Source organism: Roseovarius autotrophicus, from assembly GCF_018069895.1.
In the GTDB taxonomy this organism is placed as follows: Bacteria; Pseudomonadota; Alphaproteobacteria; order Rhodobacterales; family Rhodobacteraceae; genus Roseovarius; species Roseovarius autotrophicus.
The window spans coordinates 59,891-84,306 of record NZ_JAGQDH010000002.1; the positions used below are offsets into that span (position 1 = coordinate 59,891).

The 24,416-nt window shown below is 65.8% G+C and carries 22 protein-coding genes and 1 riboswitch; of the genes, 11 read left to right on the forward strand and 11 right to left on the reverse strand.

The window, feature by feature from the left end:
• Window positions 1–12 precede the first annotated feature (12 nt).
• Window positions 13–738 carry an ABC transporter ATP-binding protein gene (locus KAK09_RS03350; protein ID WP_210877442.1) on the reverse strand — a complete coding sequence of 242 codons (726 nt, stop codon included), beginning with the start codon at window positions 736–738 and terminating at the stop codon, window positions 13–15.
• A 34-nt stretch (window positions 739–772) separates the two neighbouring features.
• Window positions 773–871: riboswitch (TPP riboswitch) on the reverse strand.
• 101 nt (window positions 872–972) lie between these two features.
• On the opposite strand from KAK09_RS03350, the gene KAK09_RS03355 reads away from it, so the two are divergent.
• Window positions 973–1,575, forward strand: coding sequence for a heme NO-binding domain-containing protein (locus tag KAK09_RS03355; RefSeq protein WP_210877443.1), 603 nt, complete (start codon window positions 973–975; stop codon window positions 1,573–1,575).
• Complete coding sequence (locus tag KAK09_RS03360) at window positions 1,572–2,618, forward strand: GGDEF domain-containing protein (RefSeq protein WP_210877444.1); 1,047 nt, start codon at window positions 1,572–1,574, stop codon at window positions 2,616–2,618. The genes KAK09_RS03355 and KAK09_RS03360 overlap by 4 nt, the downstream gene beginning before the upstream one ends.
• Here the strand turns inward: KAK09_RS03360 and KAK09_RS03365 are convergent.
• The 3 genes from KAK09_RS03365 to pepN form a co-directional block, all read right to left on the reverse strand.
• Entirely contained in the window at window positions 2,591–3,016 is a 426-nt protein-coding gene (locus KAK09_RS03365; RefSeq protein ID WP_210877445.1) for a c-type cytochrome, read from the reverse strand. The two genes, KAK09_RS03360 and KAK09_RS03365, sit on opposite strands and share 28 nt — an antisense overlap.
• Before the next feature lie 144 nt (window positions 3,017–3,160).
• Window positions 3,161–4,429, reverse strand: a complete 1,269-nt coding sequence (locus tag KAK09_RS03370; protein WP_210877446.1) for a hypothetical protein — start codon at window positions 4,427–4,429, stop codon at window positions 3,161–3,163.
• A 140-nt stretch (window positions 4,430–4,569) separates the two neighbouring features.
• Window positions 4,570–7,122 (reverse strand): aminopeptidase N, encoded by a 2,553-nt coding sequence (gene pepN / locus KAK09_RS03375; protein ID WP_210877447.1) that lies wholly within the window; start codon window positions 7,120–7,122, stop codon window positions 4,570–4,572.
• A gap of 109 nt (window positions 7,123–7,231) precedes the next feature.
• On the opposite strand from pepN, the gene KAK09_RS03380 reads away from it, so the two are divergent.
• Both KAK09_RS03380 and KAK09_RS03385 read left to right on the forward strand, forming a co-directional pair.
• Window positions 7,232–7,417 carry a DUF2256 domain-containing protein gene (locus KAK09_RS03380; protein ID WP_210877448.1) on the forward strand — a complete coding sequence of 62 codons (186 nt, stop codon included), beginning with the start codon at window positions 7,232–7,234 and terminating at the stop codon, window positions 7,415–7,417.
• Between the two features lie 168 nt (window positions 7,418–7,585).
• Window positions 7,586–8,362, forward strand: coding sequence for a gamma-glutamyl-gamma-aminobutyrate hydrolase family protein (locus KAK09_RS03385; RefSeq protein WP_210877449.1), 777 nt, complete (start codon window positions 7,586–7,588; stop codon window positions 8,360–8,362).
• Between the two features lie 21 nt (window positions 8,363–8,383).
• On the opposite strand, the gene KAK09_RS03390 is transcribed toward KAK09_RS03385, so the two are convergent.
• From KAK09_RS03390 to KAK09_RS03400, 3 genes are all read right to left on the reverse strand, one after another.
• Window positions 8,384–9,964 carry a Hint domain-containing protein gene (locus KAK09_RS03390; RefSeq protein ID WP_210877450.1) on the reverse strand — a complete coding sequence of 527 codons (1,581 nt, stop codon included), beginning with the start codon at window positions 9,962–9,964 and terminating at the stop codon, window positions 8,384–8,386.
• Window positions 9,965–10,214: 250 nt separating this feature from the next.
• A complete protein-coding gene (kynU, locus tag KAK09_RS03395; protein ID WP_210877451.1) occupies window positions 10,215–11,408 on the reverse strand; it encodes a kynureninase in 1,194 nt (397 codons plus the stop codon).
• A gap of 10 nt (window positions 11,409–11,418) precedes the next feature.
• Entirely contained in the window at window positions 11,419–12,171 is a 753-nt protein-coding gene (locus KAK09_RS03400) for an SDR family NAD(P)-dependent oxidoreductase (protein ID WP_210877452.1), read from the reverse strand.
• 432 nt (window positions 12,172–12,603) lie between these two features.
• On the opposite strand from KAK09_RS03400, the gene KAK09_RS03405 reads away from it, so the two are divergent.
• From KAK09_RS03405 to KAK09_RS03420, 4 genes are all read left to right on the forward strand, one after another.
• Window positions 12,604–13,056: a methyltransferase family protein gene (locus KAK09_RS03405; protein ID WP_247651045.1), complete on the forward strand. Its 453-nt coding sequence runs from the start codon at window positions 12,604–12,606 to the stop codon at window positions 13,054–13,056.
• A 127-nt stretch (window positions 13,057–13,183) separates the two neighbouring features.
• Window positions 13,184–14,758 (forward strand): Re/Si-specific NAD(P)(+) transhydrogenase subunit alpha, encoded by a 1,575-nt coding sequence (locus KAK09_RS03410; RefSeq protein WP_210877453.1) that lies wholly within the window; start codon window positions 13,184–13,186, stop codon window positions 14,756–14,758.
• Between the two features lie 13 nt (window positions 14,759–14,771).
• The gene (locus KAK09_RS03415) at window positions 14,772–16,256 is read left to right on the forward strand and encodes an NAD(P)(+) transhydrogenase (Re/Si-specific) subunit beta (RefSeq protein WP_210877454.1); all 1,485 of its coding nucleotides are present in this window, start codon (window positions 14,772–14,774) and stop codon (window positions 16,254–16,256) included.
• A 220-nt stretch (window positions 16,257–16,476) separates the two neighbouring features.
• Window positions 16,477–17,757: a DUF3422 family protein gene (locus KAK09_RS03420; protein WP_210877455.1), complete on the forward strand. Its 1,281-nt coding sequence runs from the start codon at window positions 16,477–16,479 to the stop codon at window positions 17,755–17,757.
• A 6-nt stretch (window positions 17,758–17,763) separates the two neighbouring features.
• Here the strand turns inward: KAK09_RS03420 and KAK09_RS03425 are convergent, their stop codons facing one another.
• The gene (locus KAK09_RS03425) at window positions 17,764–19,080 is read right to left on the reverse strand and encodes a serine hydroxymethyltransferase (RefSeq protein ID WP_210877456.1); all 1,317 of its coding nucleotides are present in this window, start codon (window positions 19,078–19,080) and stop codon (window positions 17,764–17,766) included.
• 136 nt (window positions 19,081–19,216) lie between these two features.
• On the opposite strand from KAK09_RS03425, the gene ribB reads away from it, so the two are divergent.
• From ribB to nusB, 3 genes are read left to right on the forward strand one after another with little or no spacing between them, the layout of a single operon-like run.
• Window positions 19,217–20,365, forward strand: a complete 1,149-nt coding sequence (ribB, locus tag KAK09_RS03430) for a 3,4-dihydroxy-2-butanone-4-phosphate synthase (RefSeq protein WP_210877457.1) — start codon at window positions 19,217–19,219, stop codon at window positions 20,363–20,365.
• Between the two features lies 1 nt (window position 20,366).
• Complete coding sequence (locus KAK09_RS03435; RefSeq protein ID WP_210877458.1) at window positions 20,367–20,912, forward strand: 6,7-dimethyl-8-ribityllumazine synthase; 546 nt, start codon at window positions 20,367–20,369, stop codon at window positions 20,910–20,912.
• Window positions 20,909–21,385: a transcription antitermination factor NusB gene (nusB, locus tag KAK09_RS03440; RefSeq protein ID WP_210877459.1), complete on the forward strand. Its 477-nt coding sequence runs from the start codon at window positions 20,909–20,911 to the stop codon at window positions 21,383–21,385. The genes KAK09_RS03435 and nusB overlap by 4 nt, the downstream gene beginning before the upstream one ends.
• A gap of 55 nt (window positions 21,386–21,440) precedes the next feature.
• Here the strand turns inward: nusB and KAK09_RS03445 are convergent, their stop codons facing one another.
• From KAK09_RS03445 to surE, 3 genes are read right to left on the reverse strand one after another with little or no spacing between them, the layout of a single operon-like run.
• The gene (locus KAK09_RS03445; RefSeq protein WP_210877460.1) at window positions 21,441–22,637 is read right to left on the reverse strand and encodes a peptidoglycan DD-metalloendopeptidase family protein; all 1,197 of its coding nucleotides are present in this window, start codon (window positions 22,635–22,637) and stop codon (window positions 21,441–21,443) included.
• A 44-nt stretch (window positions 22,638–22,681) separates the two neighbouring features.
• Complete coding sequence (locus KAK09_RS03450) at window positions 22,682–23,338, reverse strand: protein-L-isoaspartate(D-aspartate) O-methyltransferase (RefSeq protein WP_210877461.1); 657 nt, start codon at window positions 23,336–23,338, stop codon at window positions 22,682–22,684.
• Window positions 23,335–24,117 (reverse strand): 5'/3'-nucleotidase SurE, encoded by a 783-nt coding sequence (surE, locus tag KAK09_RS03455; RefSeq protein ID WP_210877462.1) that lies wholly within the window; start codon window positions 24,115–24,117, stop codon window positions 23,335–23,337. The genes KAK09_RS03450 and surE overlap by 4 nt, the downstream gene beginning before the upstream one ends.
• Window positions 24,118–24,416 lie beyond the last annotated feature (299 nt).

Consider the following 24,416-nt stretch of genomic DNA (forward strand, 5'->3'; position numbering starts at 1 on the left):
GGGTGGCTCCTTTCAGGCGGCGGGGCGCAGGCGTGCCAGAAGGCGGCCCTGCACGGCAAGGGTCTGGGGATCATCGACCGCACGCGGCACCTTTGCGGGTGGCGGCGCGACGGTCTCAAGCCCGGTTGCGGTGAGGATGTGGATGGCGTGGCCCATCCGCGCGGCCTCGCCCGGATCATGCGTCACCATCAGCACGGTGCGCCCCGTCAGATGCTCGGCGGCGAGGTCCTGCATCTGCGCGCGCGTGCCCGCGTCAAGTGCCGAGAACGGCTCGTCCAGCAGGACAATCGGGCGATCCTCCATCAGCGTGCGGGCAAGCGCCACGCGCTGCCGCTGCCCGCCCGAGAGGGCATGGGGGCGTTTGCGGGCGTGTTCGGAAAGGCCCATCCGGTCAAGGATCGCGCGGGCGCGGGGCAGGTCGGGCGGCTGCCCGCGCAGCCGCGCCCCAAGCGCCACATTGCCCAGCACATCGCGCCAGGGCAGCAGATCCGCCCCCTGCGCCATCAGCGCGATGCGCCCGGCAAGGGGCAGGCCGTCAGAGGCGGTGATCCGCCCCTCGAACCGCGTCACCTCGTCCAGTCCCGCCACAAGCCGCAGGAGCGTGGTCTTGCCCACGCCCGAGGGGCCGAGCAGGCAGGTGATCCGCCCGCCCGCGACCCCGAGCCGCAGCGGCCCGAAAAGCGGCGTCGTCCCGATCCGGGCGGTGCCGTCGATCAAAAGCGCGGGTGCGGCGCACATGGCCAGTCCTTTGACGGGGGCGCGCACGGGACGGGGATGAGAATGCTCCGTTCCCTCCGCCGGTGCGAGCCGGATCAGGTTCGATGGGTTGGCACGCGCCTCTCAGCCCTTCCGGGCACCCCAACGGATACACGCGGTCTATCATCCGGGGCGAGGCGTGGCAAGTTTCGGGCGCGTGTTCAGCTTTTCTTAAAGAAAGCGTGCCAGCTTGGGCGCGTTGGCGTGGAGAGGCACATGAACGGGCTGATTAACCGGGCGATCGAATGGTTCGTGCGCGACAATTATGGTGAGGCGCTCTGGATCGGGGTTGTCGAGGCGCTCGCGTTGCGCGAGGCGGCATTCGAGCCATTGATGCCCTGCGAACCCGAGATAACCGAGCGGCTGATTGGTGCGCTGGCCGCACAGATCGGGCGCGCGTCCGACGAGTTGCTCGAGGATCTGGGCACCTATCTGGTCTCGCATCCCCGCACCGAGGCGGTGCGTCGGCTGCTGCGGTTCAGCGGTGTGGATTTCACGGATTTTCTTTATTCCCTTGATGATCTTTCCGACCGCGCGCGTCTTGTCATATCCGACCTGGCCCTGCCGGAGATCCGTCTTTTCCTGGAAAGAGAGGGTCTTTACCGGATCGAGGTCGCGCGGGGCGTGCAGAATGGGCTGTGCTTTGGGCCGGTCCTGGTTGGCCTGATCCGGGCGATGGCTGACGATTACGGCGCGCTCGTGATGCTGGATCATCGCGGAGTGGATGCGCGATGCGAACTGATCGAGGTGCGGCTGCTCGACGCCGCGTTTGCCGACGGGCGCGCCTTTCATATGGGCGCAGGGCCGGTGGCACGATGAGCACGGTCATGGTTCTTGGTGCGATCCTCGCGCGGCTTTGCCCGATGTCCGCGATCATGGGGCCGACCGGCCATCTGATCGCGGTCGGCCCCACCCTCGCCCGGATCATTGCGCCGCGTGACGCCATCGGGGCGCGGTTTCTGGACCTGTTCGAGGTGTTGTGCCCTCATGGCGTTGACGGGATGGCGGGACTGGTCGCGCTCGAAGGGCGGCGGATCCGTCTGCGGCTGCGTGCGGCCGGGCGCCATACGCTCAAGGGCGTGGTATGCGGGTTGCCCGACGATGGTGCGCTCGGACCGGCAGGGGGGGTGATCGTTAACCTGTCATTCGGGATCACAGTGGTTGAGGCGGTGCGCGATTTCTCTCTCACGGGTGCGGATTTCGCGGCGACCGATCAGACCACGGAAATGCTCTATCTGCTTGAGGCCAAAAGCGTCGCGATGGAGGAATCGCGCCGCCTCAACCTCCGTCTGGAAGGGGCGCGGTTCGCGGCGCAGGAGCAGGCCCTGACCGATCCACTCACCGGATTGCGCAATCGCCGCGCCTTTGACGATGCACTCAAGCGCAGCTGCCGGGGGCTGGATCCGTTCGCGCTGCTGCATCTCGATCTCGACTACTTCAAGCAGGTCAATGACACCTATGGCCACGCGGCGGGCGATCTCGTGCTTCGGGTGGCGGCGCGCCGGATGCAGGCGGCGCTGCGGTTGCGGGATGTGATCGCACGGATCGGGGGGGATGAGTTCGCGATTCTCCTGCCCGGCGTTGACGATGTCGGGTCACTTGACGCGGTTGCGAATCGGCTTGCCGCGTCACTCGAGGAACCGGTCACCGATGGCGCGCGGTGCTACCGCATCTCTGTCAGCATCGGGGGAACACTCAGACGCTTTCACACATATGCAAACGGCCCCGCCCTGCTTGAGGCCGCCGATCAGGCCCTCTACATCGCCAAGGAGGCGGGGCGCGGCCGCCATGTCGTCCACGATCCCGGCAAACCCCCGCCAGTGCCTGGCACCGATCAGGGGGTGGAAACCCGTTCCAGATAGGCCCATATGTCGCGCGCCTTGGTTTCATCCGGCAGTTTGTAGGCCATCTTGCCGCGCGCGGACGGATCCGAAAGATAGTCGCGCAGGAATGCGGTCGCGTCACGGACGTAGACAACGAAATCCGCTTCGTTCCAGCGCAGGCCATTCTGTCCGGCGGCCACCATCGACGTTGAATAGTGAAACCCCGGCACGCTGCCCGCGTGCCGTCCGATCACCCCGAAGAGGTTGGGACCCGTGCGACCACCGCGCTCGCGAACCTTGCCGGTCTCGTCGATCACCGCGTGGCACGCGCGACAGTCATTGAAAAGCCGCTCCCCGCGCTGGGGATCGGCAGCCGAGGCAGGCAGCCCGGTTCCCGCGGCCAGCACCACCAGAATCGCCGTCAGCTTCTGTCTCATGCTGGCCTCTCCTGCGTTCCCTCCCGACAAGGTGGCATAGCGCGCGGGAGAGACAACATGGGAAAGGCGTGCCTCACACCCTTGTCATGTCCTTTCACGAGGACGTGTCCCGATCGCGCGACCGATGATCCGGGCCTGACGATCTCAGAGTGATGGGAGACGATACATGCCGGCGCTCGAGAAGGCGAGCGCATGCCCGTCGGCCAGATCGTCCGCGAAGCGTTCGGCGATCGCGCGCAAGGCGGTCGTGCGCCCATGCTGCAACACTGTCCGGCGTGGAGGCAGGGTGGTGTCGCGGCCCGCCCCGATCAGGGCCTGCGACCACAGCAGCGGGTGAAGTTCGCGCAAGTGATCCGCGACCAGCCAGTCCAGACAGGCATGGATCGTTGCACGTGCCCGTTCCTTTGCCAGGCCAAGACGCCTGCCTTGTCGATGCGGCGCCATTACAAGCGCGCAGAAGGCGGTAAGCTGGTTGATGACATGTTGATCGGGCAGACGGGTTGCGATCGCGCGCAGGCCCTCGACGAAGAACGGCGCATCGACAACGCCAAGCCCATCGGGGTCGAGCGCAAGCGCATCGAGCCACACCCAGGCATAGCCACCCGCGCCCCAGACACGGTCGGTGCGGGCCGCGCAGCGCCGTGCTTCCAACTCGATTTCGTCAAGGCTGCCGAAACGCGAGGGCAAAAGCGCCTCGCCAAGGGCGCGCATATGGGCAGATGTGCCGGGATCGAGGTCGATGAGCCGGGTGTAATCGTCGGCCACATGCCGCCGGGGGGTGGGGCGCGCCGCCAGAAGCGCGCATTGCGCCGAGGCGATCGAGGGCGCATCGAGCGCCGTTGCGTCAAAGGCATCGAGCAGGGCCTCGGCCTGCGCGAAATGTTCGAGAAAGCGCAGTTCACCGGCGTCACGTCCGTGGTCCCGCCAGAGGCGCCCCATGTCCACATGGGCAAGTGCCACGACCAGCGTGATCGGGTAAGAGCCCGGATACTCGTTCCGTGCCTCCTCAAGAGCCTCGAGCCCCCCGTGATCGGGTGTGCGCCCGTCTGCGATCGCGTCCCTTGCCGCGGCCACGAGATCGGCGCGCGCACCCTGCGCCATCAGGTTCGAGAGCGTCTGGCCCGCGGGCGTGCGCAGGCGCAGGCGATCGGCCCTTCGGATATCGTTGGCCAGAATCTCCCAGTCGTCCTGGCGTGCAAGCCGTTGACCAACCCAGAAATGCTGCTCGCGCGCATGTTCCTCGTCGCTGACCGGCAGCGAGGGCAACAGGATTCGCTTGCTCAGGCTGTCAAGATCGGGAGAGGGCACAAGCCCGAGGCGCCGCAAGATCCCTGCCAGAGGCGCTGGTTTGCGCCGTTTTCGGGTGGCCGGCCGGGCGATGGGCTCCTGCGGCGAGAGCGGTTCGAATCTCATGGCATCTCCGGCTGGCTGGTTTGCGTCAACCTGCTTGGACAATTCGGCCAAATATTGGCAGGGGTGCGGAGAAGCCAGGGAATTGGCGGCCCGGGCAAGAAACCGGGCGCGCCCATTCCCGGCATGGGCGCCCGTCGTGATCAGGCACGCCGGATACGGCTCAGCATTTCGGTGGTGTCGCGGCTGAGGCCGGGCGTGGCGAGGATGCGGTCAAGCTCTGCCGCGACAAGTGCCTGCCGTGTGGTATCATGACGCCGCCATGTCTCGAAGGCCGAGCACATCCGCGCCGAGGTCTGCGGGTTGAGTGGATCGAGCGCGATGAGCATATCCGCCATGAGCCGGTAGCCGCGCCCCGAGATATGGTGGAACCCGGCTGGATTGGCCGCGAGTGATCCGAGCACGGCGCGAAAGCGGTTGGGATTGCGGAGGGTGAAATCGGGGTGCCGGGTGAGGGCTTCGGCGGTGGCGGCGGCCTCATCCGGGGCGGCCTCGAGGATCTGCAGGCCGAACCATTTGTCCATCACCAGCCGGTCGTGAGACCATTGCCGACAGAAGGCGCCTGACGCCGCTGCCCCCTTGCCCGCGCGCAAGAGGCATCCGAGCGCCGCGAGTTGCTGGGTCATGTTGTCGGCGGTGTCATATTGCGCCTGCGCCTGCGCGCCGCCGTCGCGCCGGGTGATCAGGGATAGCGCGGCATTGGACAGCGCCCGCGCGCCCACCTGATCGGGGTCGGGGCGGTAGGGGTCGGTGATCTGGTGGCGGGCGTAGAGACGGGCAAGTGTGGTCTCCATTACCCTGGCGCGGGCGTCGTCGAGGGCTTCTCGCGCCTGCCAGATGGCTTGCGGGTCGGGTGTGTCTCCGGCGGCGTGGAGGGTCCGGGCGAGGTCGTCCTCGCTTGGCAGACCGAGGGCGAGGGCGCGAAAAGCGGGGTCGAGTGTCTCGTCTCGCGCCATCGCATGCACGGCGTCGAGATAGGCCGGATCGGGCGCGGCCCCTTCGCGGATCATCGCCAGAAGCGTGGCGCGCGCCAGTGCGCGCCCGGCCTCCCACCGGTTGAACGGGTCGGTGTCATGGGCAAGGAGAAAGGCGTGCTCGGCGTTATCGGTGGCGCGATCAAGGATCACGGGGGCGGAAAAATCCCGCAGGATCGAGGGAATGGGGCGTGACGCCAGACCCTCGAAGGTGAAGCTCTGGCGCGGCTCGGTCATTTCGAGAATGGCGGTTTCGCGCACCTCGTCACCATTTTGACCAAGCAGGCCAACACTGATTGGAATGACGCGGGGACGCTTGCCCGGCTGGCCGGGTGTGGCGGGAGTTTCCTGTTCGAAGTGAAGGGTATAGCGACCATTGTTGAACTCATCCATGACCCGAAGCCGGGGCGTTCCGGCCTCTTCATACCAGATCTTGAACTGCGAGAGATCGCGCCCGGTCACATCCTCGAAGACCCGGAGCCAGTCCTCGATGGTGCAAGCCTGCCCGTCATGGCGCGTGAAGTAGAGATCGAGTGCGCTTGCATAGGCGGCGTCCCCCACCAGCCGTTTGAGCATCCCGATCAGCTCGGCCCCTTTCTCATAGACTGTTGCGGTGTAGAAATTGTTGATTTCGATGAAACTTTCTGGCCGCACCGGATGCGCAAGGGGCCCGGCATCCTCGCGGAACTGGCGCGCGCGCAGCGTGAGCACGTCATGGATGCGCTTGACCGGGGCCGAGCGCATGTCGGCGGTGAACTGGGCATCGCGAAAGACGGTCAACCCCTCCTTGAGGCAGAGTTGGAACCAGTCGCGGCAGGTGATTCTATTGCCGGTCCAGTTGTGGAAGTATTCATGGGCAATAATTGCCTCAATACGTTCGAAATTTGCATCTGTAGAGGTTCTTTCAGTAGATAAGACGCAACTTGAGTTGAATATGTTCAACCCCTTGTTCTCCATTGCGCCCATGTTGAAGTCATCCACGGCGACGATGTTGAATATATCGAGATCGTATTCGCGCCCGTAAACCGCCTCGTCCCAGCGCATGGACTTTTTCAGCGCCTCCATGCCGAAGGCGCATTTGTCCTCGTCACCGGGCCGCACCCAGATGTTGAGCGCAACGTCGCGGCCCGACCGGGTGGTAAAACGATCGGAATGCGCCACCAGATCGCCTGCGACCAGCGCGAAGAGATAGGATGGCTTCGGCCATGGATCATGCCATTCGGCCCAGCCCGTCCCGGAGGCCACGGGATTACCGTTCGAGAGCATCACCGGCAGGTCGCTTTCGATCCGCACGGTAAAGGCGGCCATCACGTCGGGGCGATCCGGGTAATAGGTGATCTTGCGGAATCCTTCCGCCTCGCATTGCGTGCAATACATGAGGTTTGACATGTAAAGCCCTTCGAGTGCGGTGTTTTTCCCGGGCGCGATTTCCACCTCGGCCTCCCAGAGAAAGGGCGCGTCGGGCACATCGGCGCGCAGCCCCTCGGCTGTCACCTCGGGCGCGACTTCGGCCCCGTCGATCCGCGCGGACATGAGGTGCAGCCCCTCGCCATGAAGGAAAAAGCCGCGCTCTGACGCCGCCGGATTGGGGCGAAAGCGGATGCGGCTGAGGACGCGCGTGGCCTCGGGCGCGAGGCGGAAGGTCAGATGCACCTCGTCCACAAGCCAGGCGGGGGGTGTGTAATCCTTGAGATAGACGGGCTGCGGGGTCGCGTCCTTCATCGGCAGTCTCCTGATATTTCGCGCCCGAGCCTATGCGCGGACGGCGCAGGCTGCAACGGGGCTGGCCGGCGCGGATATGCGGGTTATGATTGCGGGAAAGAGACCAGACATGCCCCGGATGCCCCGCAAGCCCGACCTGCCGGCCAAGACCTGCGCCACCTGTGGCCGCCCGATGGTCTGGCGGCGCAAGTGGGCGCGTGTCTGGGATACCGTGCGCCATTGCAGCGAGCGGTGCCGCCGCGCGCGGGGTCTGAGCGACAATGCCGCCGCCGGTCGGGATGCGAATGGCCGGTGAGGCAGGGCCCGCCGCCCACGGAATTCATCCTCGTGACAGTAAATGACCAAACCGTGCATGAAATCCGCGCAATCGCACGAAAACCTGTGCGCCTGATGACCTTTTGTTATTCACATTCCACTTGTATTTTGATCGAAGTTTTCGGATCGGACAGAAAGATCAAAGGTCATGGCCCGCGCGATCGTCGGCATCATCGGCAACCAGTATCAGATCGACAACCGCTACCCGACCCATGCGGGCGGCACGATCAATTCCTCTGCGGTGGCGGATGTGGCGGGCTGCATGCCGCTGATCATCCCGGCGGATCCGCGCTATGTCGGCGTGGCGGAATTGCTGGAGGTGTGCGACGGGTTCCTGCTGACCGGCGGGCGGCCCAATGTCCACCCCGAGGAATATGGCGAGGCCCCGACCGAGGCGCATGGCGCCTTCGACCGGGCGCGCGACGCGATCACCCTGCCGCTGGTGCGCGCCTGTATCGAGCGGGGGCAGCCATTTCTGGGAATTTGCCGGGGATTTCAGGAGGTGAACGTGGCGCTTGGCGGCACGCTTCATCCCGAGATCCGCGATCTGCCGGGGCGTGACAACCACCGGATGCCGCCCGACGGCACGATGGACGAACAATTCGCCCTGCGCCACAAGGTGCGCTTTGCACCGGGCGGTGTGTTTCACCGGCTGATGGGGGCTGAGGAGGTGATGACCAACACGCTGCACGGTCAGGGGATCGTTCGGCCCGGGCGCAGCGTGGTGATTGACGGCTGGGCGCATGACGGCACGCCCGAGGCGCTTTATGTCGAGGGTGCGCCGGGCTTTACCCTCTCGGTGCAGTGGCACCCGGAATACAATGCCGCCAATGATCCGGTCAGTCGCCCTCTGTTCGCGGCCTTCGGCGAGGCGGTCCGCGATTGGGCGGCGGGGCGTGGGGCACCGGTTCGGCGGCGGGCCTGAGCCGCCGCCCGTTCCGCGCCTTCAGGCGGCGCGATCCCGCAGAAAGTCATGCAGAAGGGCCGCTTCGCGTGCCTTGAGGCAGGGCCGTGCCGTTTCCCGGTGACGCCCCGGCGCGCTGCGCAATTCGGGGAAGATCGCGAAAAGCTCTTCTCGCGCGGGATTGTCCACCGCTGCCAGCGCGGTGTTGCTGGCATAGAAACTCTCGGTGGCGATGCCCTCGGCATAGATCACCTCGTGGCGGTCGAACATGATGTGGATATAGGTCACCGTCGCGCAGGGCACGAGGCAGACATCCTGCCCGTTCACCAGATGCTTGGCCGCGACCAGGATCTCGCTTTCGCCGAACATCAGTTCGGTCTGGTAACCAGTGAAAAGCAGCCGGTGCTGGGGCGAGACAAGCAGCCCGCCCCCGCCCTCGGTGGTCATTGGCGGCGCGATGCGCACGGGCGCAAAGGCACCGGTGCCGGGCACCACACGCCGCCCGATCCAGCGGACCGGCTGCGGCCCGTGATCGCGGGTGATGACCAGATCGCCGGGGCGCAGCGTCTCGATCGGGCGCTCGCCGCGCGCGGTCAGAATGCGCGCGCCGGGGGTGAAACAGATGATGTTCTCGATCTCGGAGAAATTCACCACCGTGCCATTGGTCAGCCTGAACGTGCCCGACAGGCCGCCAGAAATATCATCGGTATTGGTGAAGGTGATGTCCGCGCGGCTGATATCGGGCGTTAGGACAAGCGTGTCGCCCCGCCTCTCGCCGCCTTCGCCGCCGATGATGGTGATGGACCCGGTGTCGGCCTCTCCCAGATCGGCGATGAAGAAGGTGTCGTCGCCCTTGCCGCCCTCTGCCAGATCGCCCTGCGAGACGATGATGGTGTCATCGCCGGCGCCACCAAGGAGCGTATCTCGGCCTTCGCCACCCTCGAGCCAGTCATGGCCTTCGCCACCCTCGAGCGTGTCGTTGCCATCGCCGGCCTGCACGCTGTCGTTGTTGTTGTCGTCAACGTTGTCGGTGCCGTCGATCTGGTCGCCGTCAGGGTCGCCGGTGTAATTCGTGTCGATGAGATCGTCACCCGACGTGCCCTCGACGATGTGATCCCTGAGCGTCAGTTCGTAGCGATCGGCCAACAGGGCATAGGTATTGGTGCCGTTCGCGGGTTTCGCTGTGCCGAGGATGATCGACGCGATCGGTTTCGCCTCAAGCGCGTCCGAATACGCGCTCGGCCCGGTCGCGGGCGGCATGAGATAGAGCGACCCGTCGGTCGCCTGCATGATGATGGCGTCGATTCTGGCAGAACTGTCGTCGGTATAGGTGATGACGGTATCGCTGTAGAGCATCGACGTGTCATGCGTGCGCGTGATGCCGTCGATGATGAAGGTTTCGTTGCTGGCGGCGTTGTTCGAATCATAGGCTGTGGTGTTCGCGCCGCCAGCATAGCTATTGCCGTCCGGTGACAGCGTCTGGACATGCGCGGCAAGCGGATCGGACGTGCCGCCGAAAATCATCCCCTCGAGGGCGACGTGGTTCTCGGATCGCACATTGCCTTCGATGGTGTCGATTTCGGGTCCGATACCGAGAAAGAAAAGATCGAAGGTCGTGGCCATTCAGGAAACTCGCAAGAAGTCAACAAGAGCGGGAAGGGTGGGCAGGGCGGGAAATGTCCCAAGGGTAGGCCCGGCCCTTTTTCTGCTGGTTGTTCTGTCCATGGAAACCTGCGCCCTTTTGACTATCCGCCGCTTCGGCAAGATACCGCACCAGAAACTAATACGGGCTTATGGCTGGTTCGGGATCGCATTGTGACGTTTCGGAGGCTCGTTCATGCCATCTGTCACGAAATTTGCCGCGCCGCGCCCCTCAGGTCACGGCGGCGCGGGTGCGATACTCGGGCCGGTCCCAGAGGCGGCCCGCCATCACCTCGGTCAGGTGTCGCGCGGCGGCGCGCACCTCGTTCGTGCCAAGGTAGAGCGGCGTGAAGCCGAAACGCAGGATGTCGGGGGCGCGGAAATCGCCGATCACGCCGCGCGCGATGAGCGCCTGAATGACGGCATAGCCCTCATCGAAGCGGAACGAGACCTGCGAGCCGCGTTTTGCCGGGTCGCGCGGGCTGGCGAGCCGCAGCATGGGACAGGCGGGCTCGACCTCGGCAATGAACATCTCCGACAGCTCGATGGACCGGGCGCGCAGCGTCGGCATGTCCACCCCCTCCCAGATATCGAGCGCGGCCCCGAGCGCGGCCATGGCCAGCACCGGAGGCGTGCCCACGCGCATCCGCTCGATCCCTGCGCCTGCGCGGTAGGCCGGCTCGAACGCGAATGGCGCGTCATGGCCGAGCCAGCCCGACAGGGCGGGAAAGGCCGCCTCGGCGTGGCGCGGGGCGACATAGATAAAGGCGGGTGCGCCGGGGCCGCCATTGAGATACTTGTAGGTGCAGCCCACGGCGAAATCCGCGCCCGCGCCCGCCACATCGACGGGCAGCGCCCCGGCGCTATGCGCCAGGTCCCAGATGGCGACCGCCCCCGCCGCATGGGCGCGGGTGGTGAGCGCCGTCATGTCATGCAGCCGCCCGGTGCGGTAATCGACCTCGGTGAGTAGCGTCACAGCCACCTCCTCGGTGATCGCGCCGGCCACCTCCTCGGGGGTGACGACGCGCAATTCATGGCCCTTGTCCAGGGCGCGAACGAGCCCCTCGGCCATGTAGAGATCGGAGGGGAAATTGCCGCTGTCGCTAAGGATCACGCGGCGGTCTGGGCGCATGTGCAGAGCCGCGGCCAGCGCCTGATAGACCTTGATCGAGAGCGTGTCACCAAGGACCACATGCCCCGCCTCCGCGCCGATCAGCCGCGCGATGCGGTCGCCGAGATCACGCGGCTGCGCCATCCACCCGGCGCGGTTCCAGCCGGTGATGAGCATCTCGCCCCATTCGTCGCGCATGGCCCGCGCCATCGCCGCTTCGGCGGCGACAGGGAGAGGCCCGAGAGAATTGCCGTCGAGATAGATCACGCCCTCGGGCATGTGAAATGCCGCGCGCGTGGCGGTGAAATTGGTCATGGTCGCCTCCTCAGAACTGCCCGCCCGCGATTTCGATGGCCTGGCCGTTGACGCTCTCCGACCCCGGCCCACAGAGCCAAAGCACCGCCTGCGCCACCTCCTCGGGGGCGATGAGCCGCTTGTGGCGGTTGGCCTCGACCATCATGGCGCGCGCCTGCGTTTCGCTCACGCCCGCGCGGTCGGCAATCGCGGTCACGTTGCGGGCGACGATCTCGGTATCGACATAGCCGGGGCAGATGGCGTTGAAGGTAAGGCCCGTGCCAAGATAATCCTCGCTCAGCGCCCGGATGAGGCCGATCATCCCGTGTTTCGAGGCGGTATAGGCGGCCGCCCCCTTGAGACCCTTGATGCCTGCAATAGAGGAAATGGCGATCACCCGGCCCCAATCTGTCTGGCGCATGTCTGTGAGGCATTCGCGCACGGTGTAGAAGGCCCCGTCGAGATTGGTGGCCATGATCTGCCGCCAGAACGCCGCGTCGGTCTTGTGCAGGGCGCGGCCCTCGGCGATGCCGGCATTGGGGATGCAGATCTGCACCGGGCCGCGCGCGGCCACAGCCGCCTTGATGCCCGCCACCACCTGTGCCTCGTCGGTCACGTCCATGACCAGCGGGTGCAGGCCGCCGCCGGCCGCCGCGTCGAGCACGGCTCCGCGCCGCCCGGTGATCGTGACCTCTGCCCCCGCATCCGCAAGCGCCCGCGCGATGGCAAGCCCGATGCCCGAACCGCCGCCGGTGACAAGGGCGTGTTTTCCGTCGAGTGTCATGTGGCCTCCGGTTATTGTGCCGTCAGCCTATCGGTGACATGGGGCGGGGGGAAGAGGGGTGTTTGTCCTGTTGCGGTCCTTGAGGTTCAGCGCCAATGCGCGGAATCGAGGCGTGCTTGCACGGCGCCGCGCAGCGCCCGACCGCCCCGTCGCACCAAAGGTGCGCCCATACACGCGGCACGCCTCTGGCGTGATGGGCGGGCGCTTTTGCAACGTCGCAAACCCGCGCAAACCTTTCAGTATTTGGCGACCATAAAGCGCATTCCACAGCCGTTTCAGCGCCCACCCGCGGTCGGGCACCGCGCGGCTGCTTCCAATGGCAGCAACAGGCCAGAAGCGCCCCCGTCCCGGTCTTCTTGCGCGGTCCCGTTTTGACATTCCCTGCCTCCCGTGCATCCTGCCGCTGACACGCATCACCGGAGCATCGCCACCATGCTGAAATGGATCGATATGCCGCCTGTCTGGCTGGCCGGATTTCTCATGCTCGCCTGGGGACAGGTGACGTATTTCCCGATGGGGCTGCGCCTTGGCGGTGGCTGGGTGGATTTCGCGGGCGGGGTGCTTGTCGGCGCGGGTGTCTTGCTCATCGCGCTGGCGGCGCTGGAGTTTCGCCGTCACCGCACAACGATCGTCCCGCACAAGACGCCCGTTCGCCTTATCACCTCCGGCGTATTCAAGCGCACGCGCAATCCCATCTATCTGGGCGACGCGCTCATCCTTGCCGGGCTGATCCTGCGATGGGAGGCGGTGCTGGCGCTGCCGCTGATTCCCGTCTTTGTCTGGGTGATCGAGAAACGCTTTATCGAGCCAGAAGAGGACCGGATGCGCCGCAGCTTCCGTGCCGATTTTGCACGCTACTGCGAAAAAACGCGACGCTGGGTGTGATCCCTGCGTCAAAGTTGATATCGCCAGTCAGGAAAGAGTGTGAAATAACCGCGCTTGTAAAAACCACCGGACCCGGGCCAAACCGGGATCCAAGGACGCCATGATCTGCCAGAGGGGGACATGAAAGGTGAAGATCGGAACGCCTAAGGAAGTGCTGGAGGGCGAAAACCGGGTCGCGATGACGCCCGAGTCGGCGCTTCAGCTTCAGAAGCTGGGCCATAGCTGCGCCATAGAAAGCGGCGCGGGCGAGCGCGCGGGGTTCACTGACGCCGCCTATGAGGCGGCGGGAGTCGAGGTCATCAAGACCGCCGCCGCGCTCTGGAAGGAGTGCGACATCGTCGCCAAGGTCCGCATTCCGACCGAGACCGAGCTCAAGCGGCTGCGGGAGGGGCAGACGCTGATTACCTTCTTCAATCCGGCCGGCAATGCCGAGGGGCTGGAGTTGGCCGCCAGGAAGGGCGCGACCGTCATCGCCATGGAAATGGTGCCGCGCATCAGCCGCGCGCAGAAGATGGACGCGCTGTCGTCCATGGCCAATATCGCGGGCTATCGCGCGGTGATCGAGGCGGGCAACAATTTTGGTCGTTTCTTCACGGGCCAGATCACGGCGGCGGGCAAGGTGCCGCCGGCCAAGGTGCTTGTGGTGGGCGCGGGCGTGGCGGGGCTTGCCGCCATCGGCACGGCGACTTCGCTCGGCGCGATCACCTATGCCTTCGATGTGCGCCCCGAAGTGGCCGAACAAGTCGAATCGATGGGCGCGCAATTCGTCTATCTCGACTTCGAGGAAGAGCAGCAGGACGGGGCCGCGACAGGCGGCTATGCCTCTGTATCCTCGCCGGAATTCCGTGAGGCGCAGCTTGCCAAGTTCCGCGAACTGGCCCCGGAGATGGATATCGTCATCACAACCGCGCTCATCCCCAACCGCGAAGCGCCCGAGCTTTGGACCGAGGACATGGTCAAGGCGATGAAGCGCGGCTCGGTCATCGTCGATCTGGCGGCAGAGAAGGGCGGCAACTGCAAGCTGACCGTGGCCGATCAGAAGATCGTCACCGAAAACGGCGTCACCATCATCGGCTACACAGATTTCCCGAGCCGGATGGCGACGCAGGCCTCGACGCTCTATGCGACCAACATCCGCCACATGCTGACCGACCTCACCCCCGGCAAGGATGGTGTCGCCGTGCACAACATGGAGGATGATGTCATCCGCGGCGCGACAGTGACTCATGAGGGCGAGATCACCTGGCCGCCGCCACCGCCCAAGGTGGCCGCCATCGCCGCCGCCAAGCCCAAGGAAAAGGCCAGGGAGCTGACGCCCGAGGAAAAGCGCGCGCAGGAAATCGCGGCGTTCAAGGCGCAGACCAAAAGACAGGTCTCCCTGCTGGTGATCGGCGCGGCGCTGGTGCTGGCCGTGGGGACGGTGGCCCCGGCCAGCTTCATGCAGCATTTCATCGTGTTCCTGCTTGCGGTCTTTGTGGGCTTCTCGGTGATCTGGAACGTGTCGCACAGCTTGCACACGCCGCTGATGGCGATCACCAACGCGATCTCCTCGATCATCATCCTCGGCGCGCTGGTGCAGATCGGATCAAGCTCGATGTTGATCACGATCATGGCCGCGCTCGCGGTGTTCATGGCCGCGATCAACATCTTCGGCGGCTTCCTCGTGACGCGGCGCATGCTCGCCATGTTCCAGAAATCATAAGGCGGAGGGCGAGATGGATTTCGGATTCACGATTGCGGCCTATGCGGTCGCGGCGGTTCTCTTCATCCTCAGCCTTGGCGGGCTGAGCGGTCAGGAAAGCGCCAAGCGCGCCATCTGGTATGGCATTGTCGGCATGACCATCGCGGTTCTGGCGACGCTGATCGGGCCGGGGCAGGGGCTGTGGCTTCTGTCGCTGGTACTGATCGCCCTCGGTGCGGCCGTGGGCTATCAACTGGCCACGCGGGTGCAGATGACGCAGATGCCCGAGCTTGTGGCAATCATGCACAGCCTCGTCGGCCTTGCGGCGGTGTTCGTGGGCTTCAACGCCGATATCGAGATCGGGCGTGTGGCGGCGGCCTTTGCAGGCGCAAACCTGCCCTATCCTCAGCCCGAGACGGTCGTGGCGGAAGCGGCGGCCTTTGCCAAGACCTTCTCGGGTTTTGCCGCCATTGTCGCCAAGAAGACGGCGGTGGAGGTGACGATCCTGCGGGTGGAACTGGTGCTGGGTATCTGGATCGGTGCGGTCACCTTCACCGGCTCGGTCATCGCCTATGGCAAGCTGGCAGGCAAGGTCAACACGGCGGCCAAGAAGCTGCCGGGCGGGCACATGCTCAATGCCGGGGCGGCGGCGCTCTCGCTTCTGTTCACGATCATGTATCTGGGCGGCGCGGGAAGCTGGACGCTGGTGCTGCTGACGCTGCTGGCGTTCTTCATCGGCTATCACCTGATCATGGGTATCGGCGGGGCCGACATGCCGGTGGTCGTCTCGATGCTCAACAGCTACTCGGGCTGGGCGGCGGCGGCAATCGGGTTCAGCCTTGGTAATGATCTCTTGATCGTGGTGGGCGCGCTTGTGGGCTCGTCCGGTGCGATCCTGAGCTACATCATGTGCAAGGCGATGAACCGGCAGTTTGTCAGCGTGATCCTTGGCGGCTTTGGCGGCACATCAGGTCCTGCGGCCGAGATCGAGGGCGAGCAGATCGCCATCGACGCCGACGGCGTGGCCGCCGCGCTCAACGAGGCCGACAGCATCATCATCGTGCCGGGTTATGGCATGGCGGTGGCGCAGGCGCAGGGGGCGGTGTCGGAACTGACCTCGAAGTTGCGAGCGCGCGGCAAGACTGTGCGTTTCGCCATCCACCCGGTCGCGGGCCGTCTGCCGGGGCACATGAACGTGCTGTTGGCCGAGGCCAAGGTGCCTTACGATATCGTTCTGGAAATGGACGAGATCAACGAGGATTTCCCCTCGACCGACGTGGTGATCGTCATCGGCTCTAACGACATCGTGAACCCGGCGGCGCAGGATGATCCCAATTCGCCAATCGCCGGGATGCCGGTGCTTGAGGTGTGGAAGGCCAAGCAGGTGTTCGTATCCAAGCGCGGACAGGGCACGGGCTATTCCGGTATCGAGAACCCACTGTTCTACAAGGAAAACACGCGGATGTTCTATGGCGACGCCAAGGACAGCGTATCAAGCCTTCTGCCCAAGATCGAGTGATCCGGGCTTGTGATGAAAAAGGGGGCGTGGCCGCGTGGCCGCGCCCTTCTTCGTTGCGCATGCCCTGGCGCGTGGCCGGAATTGCGAGAATTTTCGGCAAGATGAAGGGCCGGTGGGCAGTATGCGGTGGTGTGCGGCTAAGGGTTTGTGTTTGAAAGAAAAACCTCTTTGCGCCGGTGAGGGCGCGCGCTAGAGTGCGCGCGAGACAAGGAGAAAGGCCATGCCGCCCATCGAGGATCACCCGCTGCGCTACATGCTCGCCAACGAGCTGCACGCGCGCCCGTTTCCGACGCTGAGCGCGCCTTGCACGGCGGTGTTTCTTGCGGTCAAGCAGTCGCAGGATGCCGCCAAGCGTGACCGGACGGCGGACATGACGCATCTGGTGGCTTTGCTCGACAGATATGGTGCCAAGCATCCGCAGCCGGGGGCGACGCATTACTCGGGCGAGATCGGTCGGCATGTGCTCAAGTGGGAAAGCCATACAGAGATGGTGACCTACACGGTCTTTACCCAAGGGTTGAGCAGCCGTCCCTTCGATCCAGCGGATTTCGAGGTTTTTCCGGCGGATTGGCTCGATGTAGCGCCGGGCGTGCGGATCACCTCGGCGATGATCCGGGTGGTGCCCTGGCAGAGCCGCGAGGCCACGCGCACCGATATCGACAACTGGTTCGTATCCGAGAGCGTGGCGGTGGCGCGGGTGCTCGATGATGCGGGCGTGGTCGCGGGGGATTTCCGCATTGACCAGGCAGGTCATCAGCGATTTTCGCTGCATGTGGCGCCGAGCACGGGAGAGCGGCGGATCGGGCGGATCGTGCAGCGGCTGTGCGAAATCGAGACCTACAAGGCCATGTCGATGCTGGGCTTTGCCCGCGTCCGCGAGATGGGCCGCCAGATGGGCGAGACCGAGACGCGGTTGAGCCGTCTGGTGAATGACATGACCGAGGGGGGGCAGCCCGCGGAGGAGACGCTCAAGGGGCTTCTGCATGTCTCGGCGGAACTTGAGGCACTGGTGGCGCAATCCTCGTTCCGGTTCGGGGCGACGGCGGCCTATGAGCAGATCGTGCATCAGCGCATCGGCGCGCTGCGCGAGGATCGGTTCGAGGGGCGGCAGACCTTTGGCGAATTCATGATGCGCCGCTACGATCCCGCGATGCGCACGGTCAACGCCACCAAGGAGCGGCTTGCGGCCATGTCGGACCGGGCGATGCGGGCAGGTGATCTGTTGCGCACGCGAGTGGATGTGGAGCGCAGCGCGCAGAACCAGGCGCTGTTGGAGAGCATGGACCGGCGGGCGGATGTTCAGTTGCGGCTTCAGCGCACGGTCGAGGGGCTGTCGGTGGTGGCGATCAGTTATTACGCCGTGTCGCTGGCGGGCTATCTGCTCTATCCTCTGGCTGATTTTCTGAATGTTGCCAAGGGTATGGTCACGGCAGCGGTGACGCTGCCGGTAGTGGCGCTGGTCTGGTGGATGGTGCAGCGGATCCGAAAGAAACTGCACTGACCCCGGTCAGGTGACGTAGTGCAGCCGGTCGAAGCCCTGCCGCCAGGCCGATACTTCGGGCAGAAGCGCCGCAGGGTCATTGGCGCGCAGCGCGCGGGCGATCAGCGCGGCCATGCGCGGCGCGTGCTCGGGCGTCATGCCCCAGCGGACGAGTTCCGGCGTGCCGATCCTGAGCCCGTTCATGTCGCTGGCGACGGGTGCAATCGGCAGGCCAATGCCGCAGGCGAGAAAGCCCGCCTGACGCAGGTGTTTCGAGGCCGCCTGACCGCCGCCGAAACCCGCCGCCTCAAGCGCGAACTGGTGCGAACGGGTGGCGATGCCTTGGGTCTTGAACACCGGCAGCCCTTCGGCCCCGAGCGCCTCGGCCAGGGCCTGCGCCACGGCAATCATCTGCGCGGCATAGGGGCGACCATGGGTTTTCCAGTCGCAAAGCGTGATGGCGAGCGCGGCCGATTTCGCTGCGTCGAAATTGGCGGTGAGGCCGGGAAAAGCGATGGCGTCGATGCGCTGCGCGAGATCGGCGTCATTGGTCACGATCAGCCCGCCTGCCGGGCCTCCGAGGCTCTTGTAGGTGCTCATGGTCATCAGATGCGCGCCTTCGGCCAAGGGGTTCTTCCACGCCCCTCCGGCGATGATCCCGCATTGATGGGCGGCGTCGAAGAGAAGATGTGCGCCCACCTCGTCGGCAATGGCGCGGGTCTCGGCCACCGGGTGCTCGGTCAGGTTGAGCGAGGCCCCGAGCGTGATGAGACGGGGGCGGACCGCATGGGCGAGGGCGCGCAGGGTGTCGAGATCGACGGTATAGCCGTCGGCGACGACGGGGGCGGCAACGGTCCTGAGGCCATAGAGCCCGGCGCAGCCCGCGCCGTGGTGGGTGACATGGCCACCGATGGCGGCAGGGGGCGCGATGATCGTGTCGCCGGGTTGGCAGGTGGCCATGAAGGCGTAGAGATTGGCACTGGCCCCGGAAGGCACGCGAATCTCCGCATAAGCCGCGTCGAATACCTCGGCGGCGAGGGTGGCGGCGATCACCTCGATTTCCTCGATCGCCTCCAGCCCCATCTCGTATTTGTCACCCGGATAGCCCAGCGAGGGGCGCGAGCCGATGCCGCAGGCAAGCATCGCCTCGGCGCGGGGGTTCATCACGTTGGTGGCGGGGTTCAGGTTGAAGCACTCGGCCTCGTGGATCCGGCGATTTTCCTCGGCCAGCGCCTCGATTCGATCGACAATGGTCTGCGCGTCCTGTGTTGCGGTGCGCGCGGCGATGGTCTGGGTGAAGTCTTCGCAAGGGTTGGGCACCCAGGGGCGGCGGGCAAGGGTCATGGTCTCTTCCTTCGGTCCTGGGGCGCAGTCTGCGCGAGACTGGTGCAGGGCGCAAACGGGAAATGCGGGGGCTCTCGGCTCTGGCCATTGCCGCGCGGCTGCGCTATCCGGGCGAGGCTTGTGAAGGGGGTGCACGATGACCGAAAGAGCCGCATTCGAGACGCCGGGGCCGGTGGAGGCCGATCTGCGCGAGGCGATCTCTCGCATCGATGAGATCATCGCCGAGGCGCGCGAGGGGCGCATGTTCATCCTCGTCGATCACGAGGACCGTGAAAACGAGGGCGATCTGGTGATTGCTGCCGAGTTCGCCACGCCCGAGGTGGTGAACTTCATGGCCACGCACGGGCGCGGCCTCATCTGCCTGCCGATGACGCCTGAGCGGATCGACCGGCTGGGCCTGCCGATGATGGCAGTCAACAATTCCTCGCGCCATGAGACGGCGTTCACCGTCTCGATCGAGGCGCGCGAGGGGGTGAGCACCGGCATTTCCGCCCATGACCGCGCGTTGACCATCGCCACGGCGATCAATGAGCAGAACACGATGGCAAGCCTTGCCACGCCGGGCCATATCTTTCCGTTGCGCGCGCGGCGCGGCGGCGTGCTGGTGCGGGCGGGCCACACCGAGGCGGCGGTCGACATCGCGCGGCTTGCGGGACTCAATCCCGCCGGCGTGATCTGTGAGATCATGGCCGAGGATGGCAGCATGGCGCGGCTGCCGGACCTGATCGGCTTTGCCAAGCAGCACGGACTCAAGATCGGCACGATCTCGGACCTCATCGCCTATCGCCACAAGCATGACAACCTGGTGATCGAGACGGGTCGCGCGCCGGTCTCATCCTGCCATGGCGGCGACTGGGAGATGCGGATTTTCGCCGACCAGATCACCGGGACCGAGCATGTGGTGCTGATCAAGGGCGACATTTCCGATGGCGCGCCGGTGCTGACGCGGGCGCACGCGCTCAACGCGCTGGAGGATGTGCTGGGGATCGGCGCAGAGCTTGCCCATGGCCCGGCGGGCAAGCTGCCGCGCGCCATGGAGATCATCGCCCGCGAGGGGCGCGGCGCGGTGTTCCTGTTCCGTCAGCCCCGACCCAAGCTGGCCGGCGAGATGGAGGAGGATGACGGGCCGCGCATCATCAAGCAGACCGGGCTTGGCGCGCAGATCATGGCGGTTCTGGGCATTCACGAATTGATCCTTCTCACGGACAGCCCCGACACGCGCTATCTGGGCCTTGACGCCTACGGGATCAGCATTGTGGGCACGCGTCCGCTGAAAGAGGTGTGAAATGGCCGAACACGAATATACCTTGCCACGTGCGGAACTCGACAAGCCGGTGAAGCTCCTGATCGTGGTGGCGCCGTTCTACCGCGACATTGCCGACAACCTCATCGCGGGGGCTGTGGCCGAGATCGAGGCGACGGGGGCCACTCACGAGATCGTCGAGGTGCCAGGCGCGTTGGAGATTCCCACCGCTATCGGGATTGCAGAGCGAATGGCGAATTTCGACGGATATGTGGCGCTTGGTTGCGTGATCCGGGGCGAGACGACGCATTACGAGACGGTGTGCAATGACAGTTCGCGCGGGATCACGCTTTTGGGGCTGGAGGGGGTGTGCATCGGCAATGGCATCCTGACGGTGGAAAACCGTGCGCAGGCCGAGGTGCGCGCAGATCCAGGCGCCATGAACAAGGGGGCAGGGGCGGCGGCGGCGGCCTTGCATCTGATCGCGCTCGCCCGTAAATGGGGCGGCCCGCGCAAGGGGGTGGGGTTTCAGCCCGCTTCCGAGGAATATCGCATCGCGGGCACAGAAAAGGATACCCCCACCGTATGAGCGACGCGCGCGACCCCCAGAACCGGCACAGCCTGAAATCCGCTGCCCGGCTTTATGCCGTCCAGGCGCTTTACCAGATGGAGCAATCGGGCCAGACCGTCGAGGCGGTGCGGCGCGAGTTTCTCGATTTCCGCTTCGGCGAGGAGGTCGAGGAGGGCGTCGAGATGGCCGAGGGGGATGCAAAGCTGTTCGGGCGGTTGCTCGACGAGGCGGTGAACTGGCAGGCGAAGATCGACCAGATGACTGACCGGGCGCTGGTGGCGAAATGGCCGATCGCGCGGATCGATCCGGTGTTGCGCGCGCTGTTTCGCGCCGCCGGTGCCGAGATGACGCAGACCGCCACCCCGCCCAAGGTGGTGATCATGGAATTCGTCGATGTGGCCAAGGCCTTCTATCCCGAGGGCCGCGAGGCGAAATTCGTCAATGCCGTGCTCGACCACATGGCGCGCGAGGCGCGGCCCGAGGCGTTCTGATCCCGCAGCGGCCGCATCCCCGCGCCCCGGCCCGTCGCTCGGCCTGCCGCGCGCGCTACGGAGCGAGATAGCGATTGGGATCGACGCTCTCGAACCCGTCGCGCACCTCGAAATGCAGCGCCGCCGCACCGTCGCGGCGGATCTCGGCGATCTTCTGGCCGCGCGCGACCGTGTCGCCCTTCTTGACGTTGAGCGCGCCCACGTTGGAATAGACGGTCAGCAGGCTGCCCTGATGGCGGATGACCACGATGGGAATGCCGTTGGTATCCTCGGTGATGGCCGCGACCGTGCCCGCATCGGCGGCCTTTACGGGCGCGCCTGGCGCGGCGGCGATGTCGATGCCGTCATTGCGGCCCTTGGCATAGTCCCGGATGATCGATCCTTCGACGGGCTGGATCATGCGCGCGCTGCCCGGTCTGGTTTCGGTCTGGCCCAGATCGGGGGCGGCGACCGGGGTGGCGGGGGCGGCGGCGGGTTTGGTTTCTTCGGCGGGCAGGGGGCGCGCGGCGCTGGGCGGTGTCGGCGTGGGAGAGCCCGAGCCGGGGGGCGTGACGGTGGCAGTTTCGCGCGCGTCGAAAGGCGCGGCCGTCTCGCCAGGCATGGCCACCGGGATCAACAGATACTGCCCCTCACGCACGGCGAAATCCGGGCCGAGACCGTTCCAGTCGGCCAGGTTCCGGACCGAGACATTGTAAAGCCGTGCGATGGAAAAGGCGCTTTCGCCGCGCTCGACCCTGTGGCGCACGGGTTCCGCACCGGCCTGCGGGGCCGCAGCGGTGGTGCGCGGGGGGTCAAGATCGGTGGTCTGCACGCGCTGCGCGTCGGCGCGCGCGATGGCACCGCCCGCGACCGAAGCGATATCGACGCCCGAGGGCGGCTGGATCGGCCCGCCTGCGGGCTCGGCCACGCGGTGGGGAAGTGCCACGATTTCGCCCTCGCGCAGGATGTCGCCGGTCTGGATGCCGTTGAAGCGCGCAAGTTCCTCGGCATCGGTGCCGATCCGCGTGGCAAGGCGCGCCAGCGTGTCGCCGCGCCGCGCCACCGCCACCTGATAGCTGGGATAGGAGATGATGCCGCGCGCGTCGGGTTGCGGGCGCGCAGAGGACGAGGCGGTACGCGCTGCCGCTGCGGTGCTGGGTGCGTCGCCGAAGGCGCCGCGCATGTCGATATCGAGCGGCTGGCTACAGGCAGCAAGCCCTGCCGCAAGCCCCATGCCGAGTGCCAGATGTCGCGGTAAATGTCGCATGCCCATACTCCTGTCCCTTGCCTGTTTCTGTGCCCGGCTCTTGCGGGTGGTCAGCCGTCGCGCCCCAACCCTTCGACCAGCGGCACGAACCGCACCGGGCGCAGCTCGTCATAGTCGTATCCGGTCTCGTGCCGGGTCACGCGGATGAGGTGCTGCACCGCGTCGGACTGGCCGACGGGCACGACCATGATACCGCCGATCTTGAGCTGGGCCAAGAGCGGGCCGGGCGGGTCCTCGGCTGCCGCCGTCACGATGATCCGGTCGAAGGGGGCCTGTTCGGGTAGGCCAAAGCTGCCATCGGCGGTGAGCGCGATGATATTGGTGAGACCAAGCGCGGCGAATATCTCGCTGGCCTCGCGCACGAGGCGTCGGTGGCGGTCCACGGTGTAGACGCGGCGCGCAAGCTGGCTCAGGATCGCGGCCTGATAACCCGACCCGGTCCCCACCTCAAGCACCTTGTCGCGGCCCGTCACCCTGAGCGCCTGTGTCATCAGCCCCACCACCGAGGGCTGGCTGATTGTCTGGCCGCAGGCAATGGGCAGCGGCATGTCCTCATAGGCATGATCGGTGAAATAGCCGCGCACGAAAGGGCCGCGGTCGATTCGCTCCATCGCGGTGAGCACGCGCGCATCCGTCACGCCGCGAGAGCGCAGGGAAAAGAGGAACTGCATCTTGCGTTCGGCGATATGATCGGCCTCGTCGCTCATTCGATGGCTTTCAGCGCCTCCAGCGCGTCATGCGCTGTCAGGTCCGCGCGCATCGGCGTGACCGAGATATAGCCTTGGAGGTTCACATCGGCGTCCGAGCCGGGGCTTGTGGGCTGTTGTTGCGGTGCGCCCGTGACCCAGAGAAAGCGCCGCCCCGATGGCGAGTGGGCCGGCTCGACACCAAAGCCCATGTCGCGGCGAAAGCCCTGCCGCGCGGCGCGCACGCCCTTGACGCTCTCCGCCGGGACGGGCGGAAAGTTGATGTTGTAGAAGATGCCGTAATCGTCGCGCGTCCACACGCCCTTGTCCAGAAGGCGGCGCAGCACGGGCAGGCCATGCACGCGCGCGGCCTCGAACGGGTCGGTGGCGTCGCGCTGCGCGGGGCCGTAATACTGGCTGAGCGCGACCGCAGGCACACCATGCAGTGCCGCCTCCATCGCCGCGCCCACGGTGCCGGAATAGACCGCGTTCTCTGCCGAGTTGTTGCCCCGGTTGACGCCCGAGAGCACCAGGTCGGGGCGGGCATCCTTCATCACGTCATAGAGCCCCGCCAGCACGCAATCGGCCGGGCTGCCCTCGGCGGCATAGCGGCGCGGGGCCATTTCGCTGATCATCATGGGGCGGGTATAGGAGATGCAATGGCCGACGCCAGATTGCTCGAAGGCGGGGGCCACGGTCCAGACCTCACCGGCATCGCCCGCAAGCGCGGCGGCGATTTCCGTCAGCACCGCAAGCCCCGGTGCGTTGATGCCGTCGTCATTGGTGATCAGAATGCGCATGAACCTGCCCCTGTTGTCCCGGTCTCTCTCTATCGCGCCCACGGGCAGGCAACAAGCGCCGCGCGCATCATGGCTGCATGGGCAGACACGGGCCTGTACGGCGGCCAAGCCCTGCACGTGACGCAATGCTGCAATGCCGCAATTTCCGGTTGGCAGGTGCGCGACAGACGGTTAGGGGGGAGAGGCGGCGGAGCGGTCAGGCTTTGTCAAGGGCCTTCGGTCGCCGGTTCCCCGCACCACACGCGAACAACAAGGACAACCGGACTGCACCGCAGGCCGGACAGGAAACGGATTCACGC

Excerpts from the sequence above, each read along its gene's own strand:
- KAK09_RS03350 (WP_210877442.1), bottom strand. The coding sequence starts at position 738 with ATGTGCGCCGCACCCGCGCTTTTGATCGACGGCACCGCCCGGATCGGG.
- KAK09_RS03355 (WP_210877443.1), top strand. The coding sequence starts at position 973 with ATGAACGGGCTGATTAACCGGGCGATCGAATGGTTCGTGCGCGACAAT.
- KAK09_RS03360 (WP_210877444.1), top strand. The coding sequence starts at position 1,572 with ATGAGCACGGTCATGGTTCTTGGTGCGATCCTCGCGCGGCTTTGCCCG.
- KAK09_RS03365 (WP_210877445.1), bottom strand. The coding sequence starts at position 3,016 with ATGAGACAGAAGCTGACGGCGATTCTGGTGGTGCTGGCCGCGGGAACC.
- KAK09_RS03370 (WP_210877446.1), bottom strand. The coding sequence starts at position 4,429 with ATGAGATTCGAACCGCTCTCGCCGCAGGAGCCCATCGCCCGGCCGGCC.
- pepN (WP_210877447.1), bottom strand. The coding sequence starts at position 7,122 with ATGAAGGACGCGACCCCGCAGCCCGTCTATCTCAAGGATTACACACCC.
- KAK09_RS03380 (WP_210877448.1), top strand. The coding sequence starts at position 7,232 with ATGCCCCGGATGCCCCGCAAGCCCGACCTGCCGGCCAAGACCTGCGCC.
- KAK09_RS03385 (WP_210877449.1), top strand. The coding sequence starts at position 7,586 with ATGGCCCGCGCGATCGTCGGCATCATCGGCAACCAGTATCAGATCGAC.
- KAK09_RS03390 (WP_210877450.1), bottom strand. The coding sequence starts at position 9,964 with ATGGCCACGACCTTCGATCTTTTCTTTCTCGGTATCGGACCCGAAATC.
- kynU (WP_210877451.1), bottom strand. The coding sequence starts at position 11,408 with ATGACCAATTTCACCGCCACGCGCGCGGCATTTCACATGCCCGAGGGC.
- KAK09_RS03400 (WP_210877452.1), bottom strand. The coding sequence starts at position 12,171 with ATGACACTCGACGGAAAACACGCCCTTGTCACCGGCGGCGGTTCGGGC.
- KAK09_RS03405 (WP_247651045.1), top strand. The coding sequence starts at position 12,604 with ATGCTGAAATGGATCGATATGCCGCCTGTCTGGCTGGCCGGATTTCTC.
- KAK09_RS03415 (WP_210877454.1), top strand. The coding sequence starts at position 14,772 with ATGGATTTCGGATTCACGATTGCGGCCTATGCGGTCGCGGCGGTTCTC.
- KAK09_RS03420 (WP_210877455.1), top strand. The coding sequence starts at position 16,477 with ATGCCGCCCATCGAGGATCACCCGCTGCGCTACATGCTCGCCAACGAG.
- KAK09_RS03425 (WP_210877456.1), bottom strand. The coding sequence starts at position 19,080 with ATGACCCTTGCCCGCCGCCCCTGGGTGCCCAACCCTTGCGAAGACTTC.
- ribB (WP_210877457.1), top strand. The coding sequence starts at position 19,217 with ATGACCGAAAGAGCCGCATTCGAGACGCCGGGGCCGGTGGAGGCCGAT.
- KAK09_RS03435 (WP_210877458.1), top strand. The coding sequence starts at position 20,367 with ATGGCCGAACACGAATATACCTTGCCACGTGCGGAACTCGACAAGCCG.
- nusB (WP_210877459.1), top strand. The coding sequence starts at position 20,909 with ATGAGCGACGCGCGCGACCCCCAGAACCGGCACAGCCTGAAATCCGCT.
- KAK09_RS03445 (WP_210877460.1), bottom strand. The coding sequence starts at position 22,637 with ATGGGCATGCGACATTTACCGCGACATCTGGCACTCGGCATGGGGCTT.
- KAK09_RS03450 (WP_210877461.1), bottom strand. The coding sequence starts at position 23,338 with ATGAGCGACGAGGCCGATCATATCGCCGAACGCAAGATGCAGTTCCTC.
- surE (WP_210877462.1), bottom strand. The coding sequence starts at position 24,117 with ATGCGCATTCTGATCACCAATGACGACGGCATCAACGCACCGGGGCTT.